The sequence below is a fragment of the Acinetobacter sp. YH12072 genome, from assembly GCF_013419565.1.
Lineage (GTDB): Bacteria > Pseudomonadota > Gammaproteobacteria > Pseudomonadales > Moraxellaceae > Acinetobacter.
Genome location: NZ_VOZV01000067.1, coordinates 1 through 5,296 on the forward strand (window position 1 = coordinate 1; position 5,296 = coordinate 5,296).

4 protein-coding genes and 1 pseudogene are annotated in these 5,296 nt (G+C 41.7%); 2 read left to right on the forward strand and 3 right to left on the reverse strand.

Features of this window, described 5'->3' with window-relative positions:
- Positions 1 to 111: pseudogene (locus FTU19_RS15640) on the forward strand (IS30 family transposase); the annotation flags it as partial.
- 315 nt (positions 112 to 426) lie between these two features.
- On the opposite strand, the gene FTU19_RS15645 reads toward FTU19_RS15640, so the two are convergent.
- Together FTU19_RS15645 and tyrS are read right to left on the reverse strand one after the other, a co-directional pair.
- The gene (locus tag FTU19_RS15645) at positions 427 to 717 is read right to left on the reverse strand and encodes a hypothetical protein (RefSeq protein ID WP_180131870.1); all 291 of its coding nucleotides are present in this window, start codon (positions 715 to 717) and stop codon (positions 427 to 429) included.
- 498 nt (positions 718 to 1,215) lie between these two features.
- The gene (gene tyrS / locus FTU19_RS15650; RefSeq protein ID WP_180131871.1) at positions 1,216 to 2,448 is read right to left on the reverse strand and encodes a tyrosine--tRNA ligase; all 1,233 of its coding nucleotides are present in this window, start codon (positions 2,446 to 2,448) and stop codon (positions 1,216 to 1,218) included.
- 63 nt (positions 2,449 to 2,511) lie between these two features.
- Here tyrS and FTU19_RS15655 point away from each other — a divergent pair, with 63 nt between their 5' ends.
- Positions 2,512 to 3,639, forward strand: a complete 1,128-nt coding sequence (locus tag FTU19_RS15655; RefSeq protein WP_179993045.1) for an anhydro-N-acetylmuramic acid kinase — start codon at positions 2,512 to 2,514, stop codon at positions 3,637 to 3,639.
- A 105-nt stretch (positions 3,640 to 3,744) separates the two neighbouring features.
- Here the strand turns inward: FTU19_RS15655 and FTU19_RS15660 are convergent, their stop codons facing one another.
- Complete coding sequence (locus FTU19_RS15660; RefSeq protein ID WP_218955221.1) at positions 3,745 to 5,040, reverse strand: lytic murein transglycosylase; 1,296 nt, start codon at positions 5,038 to 5,040, stop codon at positions 3,745 to 3,747.
- Positions 5,041 to 5,296 lie beyond the last annotated feature (256 nt).

Sequence of the window (5,296 nt, forward strand, 5' to 3'; positions counted from 1 at the left end):
CAAATAGAGCAGATAGAATTTGCACTCAACCATCGTCCTAGAAAAACACTAGGTTGGTATACACCGAGTGAAGTTATGGCTGGTTTTTATACTGTTGCACTTGCCGCTTGAATCCGCCATTTAAAAAAGTAGAATTTATTAAGACCTGATAACTATCAAAAAACTGTGACTTTTGAATAAGACCGTAAAATTTAAGGGCTGTATCCAGAATTTTCCGAAATTTTCTTATATCAGCTTACATATTTTGCTGTTTTCTATCCGACTTATATATATGGAGCTTTTTGTAAGGTCAAAATCCTTGCTGTATACAGGTTTTTTCTTAACCCTGCTTTTAAGAAGCAAAAATGAGGATATGATCTTTCTAGATTTCAGATTATCCAGAAAGCTTATTTAAGCGCAGAAGAATAAGCAGAAGATTAAAATCGATTAAGCCACATTTGAGTATCTATCTTTTACCCAATGCTGCATCACTTCCTCAATCACTTCTTTCTTGCCACTATAGTCTTCAGCAGCAAACAATAATTTGGCCCGACGTGGCAGACGTTCTTTGACTAATGAAAAGAGTAAATAGTGAGAGGCAAGATCTAATTGCTGAAATAAAGCCTGTACCTGATCAAAAGATTTTTGTTTCTGCTCAGCAGACTCATATTCGAAGAGAAAACGCAAAATGAAATTGATGTCTTCATCAAACATCTGTTCAGTCTGGTATTGATACACCTTATTTACCTTTCTTTTTATAGATGGATTGAGATTCAAAAATGATTCATTTATCTCATTATAGATTTAGCTTTAATCCCAGCTGATTCATCCATCTTTGTTTTGAATTTATTGAAGATTGAACATATAGCCAGACAACACCAATAAAAAAGGAAGAGATCTCTCCCAAAATCTCTTCCTTAGAATTGAATCTTTACCCGATCCATTATGTCATTATTATAGTTATTCACATTATATTAACTTGTCTCTTTACTTAGAGACCTGATCAATTATGGAGTTGTCTGTTATTGATCATTACCCTCTAGATATGCTTTTCACGGAATCTCTAGACGAATAAATCTTATACACAAAAAACCAGAAATGCAAGCCAAATGGCAAAATTTAAATGTTGTTTTTATAAGGTTTTTTTTGAATTTCTATATTTATATAATTCATATACAGCTTAAAAAATAAAAGCAGGCCGAAGCCTGCTTTTATTTCAATAACTTAGAACCAGCCTTAGTCAACGAAGGTCACTTTTGCAATTGCTTTTTTACTGGCCTGAATAATTAAAGTTACGTTCTCTTTCACAGAAAAAGACGCATCAACCGGTTTCCAGTCCACTTTCACAGTGCCGCGGCCTAAGGCATCTTTAGCTTGAGCAGCATTTTTGGTTAAGCCAGCTTCACGTAAAATTGAAGTAATGAAGATCTCACCACCAAATTCGCCACGTGAAATAGTCACTTCTGGCGTACCTTCAGGCAGTTCACCTTCAGTAATGATATTACCTGCACCTTTATGGGCATGAGCGGCAGCTTCAGCACCGTGGAAACGTTCTACCAGTTCCAGCGCAAGGATACGTTTTACTTCCTGCGGGTTACGGCCTTCTTCGATTTCTTTCAGCAAGCCTTGAATTTCTTCTATAGATTTGAAGCTGAGCAGATCGAAATAACGCTCAATCAGTGAATCCGGCATAGATAATACTTTCTGGTACATCGCGCCCGGTACATCAAATACACCAATATAGTTGCCTAAAGATTTAGACATCTTGTTCACGCCATCCAGACCTTCAAGAATTGGCACAGTGATACATACCTGCGCTTCCTGGTTATAACGGCCTTGTAGAGTACGACCCATCAACAGGTTAAAGGTCTGGTCTGTACCCCCTAACTCCACGTCAGCTTCTAAAGCAATTGAGTCATAACCTTGAACCAATGGATATAAGAATTCGTGAATCGCAATCGGTTGCTGATTGTTATAACGCTTGGTGAAGTCATCACGCTCTAACATACGTGCAACTGTTTGCTGTGATGCCAATTGAATCAGGTCAGCTGCAGTTTTTTGTGCAAACCATTCCGAGTTAAACACGACTTTGGTTTTGTTTGGATCAAGAATTTTAAATACTTGTTCCTGATAGGTTTTTGCATTTTCCAGCACCTGTTCGCGTGACAATGGCGGGCGGGTTGCGCTCTTACCAGTCGGGTCACCGATCATCGCAGTGTAGTCACCAATCAGGAAGTACACTTCATGGCCCAAGTCCTGGAATACTTTTAATTTATTGATTAAAACTGTATGACCTAGGTGCAGATCCGGTGCAGTTGGGTCAAAACCCGCTTTAATTTTTAAAGGACGATTCTGCTTTAATTTCTTCAGAAGGTCTTCTTCAGAAATAATTTCGTGGGTGCCTCGTTGGATGAGGGCAAGTTGTTCTTCAGCCGGCAGGAAATTTGACATCACAAAATCCAAATAGATCAGTTATACAATTTGTGCGATATACTAACACTTTTTCAGCACATTGCAGGCTTAAGAATAATCATGACAGCGATCTATATTGGGGTAATGACCGGCACAAGCATGGATGGTGTCGATATTGTTGCTGCTTCTTTTGATCCACTTCAGCTTCATGCTACCCTCACCTTGCCTTTTGATCCCGATCTTCGTGATGAACTGATGGCGTTAACTTTGCCAGATGACAATGAAATCGATCGCATGGGCAAAGCTGATGTCGCACTGGCACAGATGATTGGTCATGGCATCAATGCGCTGATTAAAGAAAATAATTTAGATCGATCTCAAATCAAGGCGATTGGCTCACATGGTCAGACCATCCGCCATCGCCCCGAACATGGCTTTACCCTGCAAATTGGTGATCCGAATATCATTACTGAAATCACCCAGATTCCGGTCATTTCTGATTTCCGTCGTCGTGATCTGGCTGCTGGTGGCCAAGGCGCGCCTTTAGTTCCGGCTTTTCACCAAGATATTTTCCAGCATGACAGTATTCACCGTGTGATTCTGAATCTGGGCGGCATTGCCAATGTGAGTATTCTGCCGGCAGGCCAACCGGATCAGGTCTATGGCTTTGATACCGGCCCTGCCAATATTCTGATGGATGCCTGGTGTCAGCGTTATACCGGCCAGCCTTTTGATGAAAATGGTAACTGGGCAGCTTATGGCACGCCAATCCGTAGCCTATTGGACCGTTTACAGGAACATGAGTTCTTCTCAAAAGAGCCACCGAAAAGTACCGGCCGCGAAGACTTTAATCTAGAATGGCTGGATGAACAGATTGCTGACTGGCGCAATGATCTTCAATATGATGAACTTGAAGATACACCAGAGAATGTGCAAGCTACTTTAATGAAGCTCACGACCCGTGCGATTAAAAAAGCCATTTACCGTTCTGGTCTGGATACCGGTGAAGTCTATGTCTGTGGTGGTGGTGCTTATAATTCACATTTATTGGAACAGTTACGCTGGCGTTTGCGTAAACATCATTGGAGCGTACAGACTACAGCCGACCTTGGCTTAAATCCGACTTGGGTAGAAGGCACGGCTTTTGCCTGGCTGGCGATGCGTTTTATGAATCAACTCAGCGGCAATCTGCCGGCTGTGACAGGCGCATCAGGTTATCGCGTTCTGGGCACGATCACCTCTGTATAAGAGCAGCTTTAAGCTCACTATATAGTCATAAAAAAGGTCTGCATATTTGCAGACCTTTTTTATGATGAAGAATTATATTTAGATCATGTCTAAATATAATTCTTCCTAACGCATCATTAGTTTGGCATTTTCATTTCTAAATGCACGCAGGATTTGCTGTCCCGCACGACCGGTCGGACTTAAACCTAAACGGTTCTGTTCCTGACGAATCGCCTGACGGGTTTTATCCCCAATCAGACCATCTACCTCACCAATATCATAGCCACGGTTTAACAGGAATTGCTGGATCTCGCGACGTTCCGAACGTGACGTACCCGGATCATCGGTTGGCCAAGCTGTCTGGATGCTTCCTTTACCTTGTAAGCGGTCAGATAAATGTGCAATCGCTAAAGCATAACTTTCTGCTGCATTATAGCTGTAAATAGCATCAAAATTCTTAAAGACTAAAAATACCGGTCCATTTTCGCCTGCAGGCGCCAATAAGCCAGCCTGAGAAGATTCTGATAAATTGCCCTGCAATAGCGGAGTACCGTCAGCACGCACCACACCACGATTCATCCAGCTACTCAGTGATTTTTTATTGCGTCGGCTTTCGCCTGCAACAGACATGCCTTGTGGAATTTTTACTTCAAAGCCCCAAGGTTGGCCAGTCTGCCAGCCACGTTTTTTCAGGAAATTGGCTGTAGAAGCCAGTGCATCAGGAATACTGCTGACTAAATCACGACGACCATCCCCATCAAAATCAACCGCCAGCTCATCATAAGTCGATGGCATAAACTGGGTGTGACCAAATGCGCCTGCCCATGAACCTTTGAGCTGGCTTTCATAGACATCGCCACGCTGTAACAGTTTCATAGTGGTGAAGAACTCACCACGGAAATAACTTTGACGACGACCTTCACAACTCAAAGTACCCAAGGCCTGTAATAAAGGATACTTCCCGGAAATATCACCAAAATTACTTTCTACGCCCCATACGGCTACGATGGTTTCTGCCGGTACTCCATAGGCTGTGCTAATCCGGTTTAATACCTCACGATGTTGCTGCAGTTTTTGTCGACCCAGTTGTACACGTTCTTCATCCACCAGTCCGGACAGATAATCCCAGATCGGAGTCGAAAACTCAGGCTGATAATTCAGCTTTTCAATCACAGAATAATCGGGTGTTAAATTTTGCGTATAACGATCGTAGGTTGAACCACTTACGCCTTGTGCAATCGCCTGACTGCGCAAATTGGCAAGACAATTCTGAAAATTATTTTGGGACGCATAATTGACGGGGCTGCTCGGAACAGAGGATATATCCGTTGATGTCACACGCTGACCATTAATAATCAGTTCTGCCTGTGCCTGTGTAGCAGCTAAAACCAAAGAACCAACAAAAAGTGCAAGCCGTTGCATAAGACCCTTAAATATTTAGATTTTGAATTATGTTTCTACCTTAGCAGCTCATGACGAAAATTAAAGCGCCAATGCGTAAATTTAAATTCATAATTCCTACACTTTTGAATTCATTTTGTAGCTTTTAAATTCGCAGATTCAAATCCCAAGTGCAACACATTTGTAATTAGTTGAAAAAGTTAGGTGTATTCATAGAATCATTAGACTTTTTCAACTCGCAATTGGAAAGCACACAATGAAGAAATACACCCAACTT

Bases quoted from the DNA above. Each gene is read 5' to 3' on its own strand.
- FTU19_RS15655 (WP_179993045.1), top strand. From the start codon at position 2,512: ATGACAGCGATCTATATTGGGGTAATGACCGGCACAAGCATGGATGGT.
- FTU19_RS15660 (WP_218955221.1), bottom strand. From the start codon at position 5,040: ATGCAACGGCTTGCACTTTTTGTTGGTTCTTTGGTTTTAGCTGCTACA.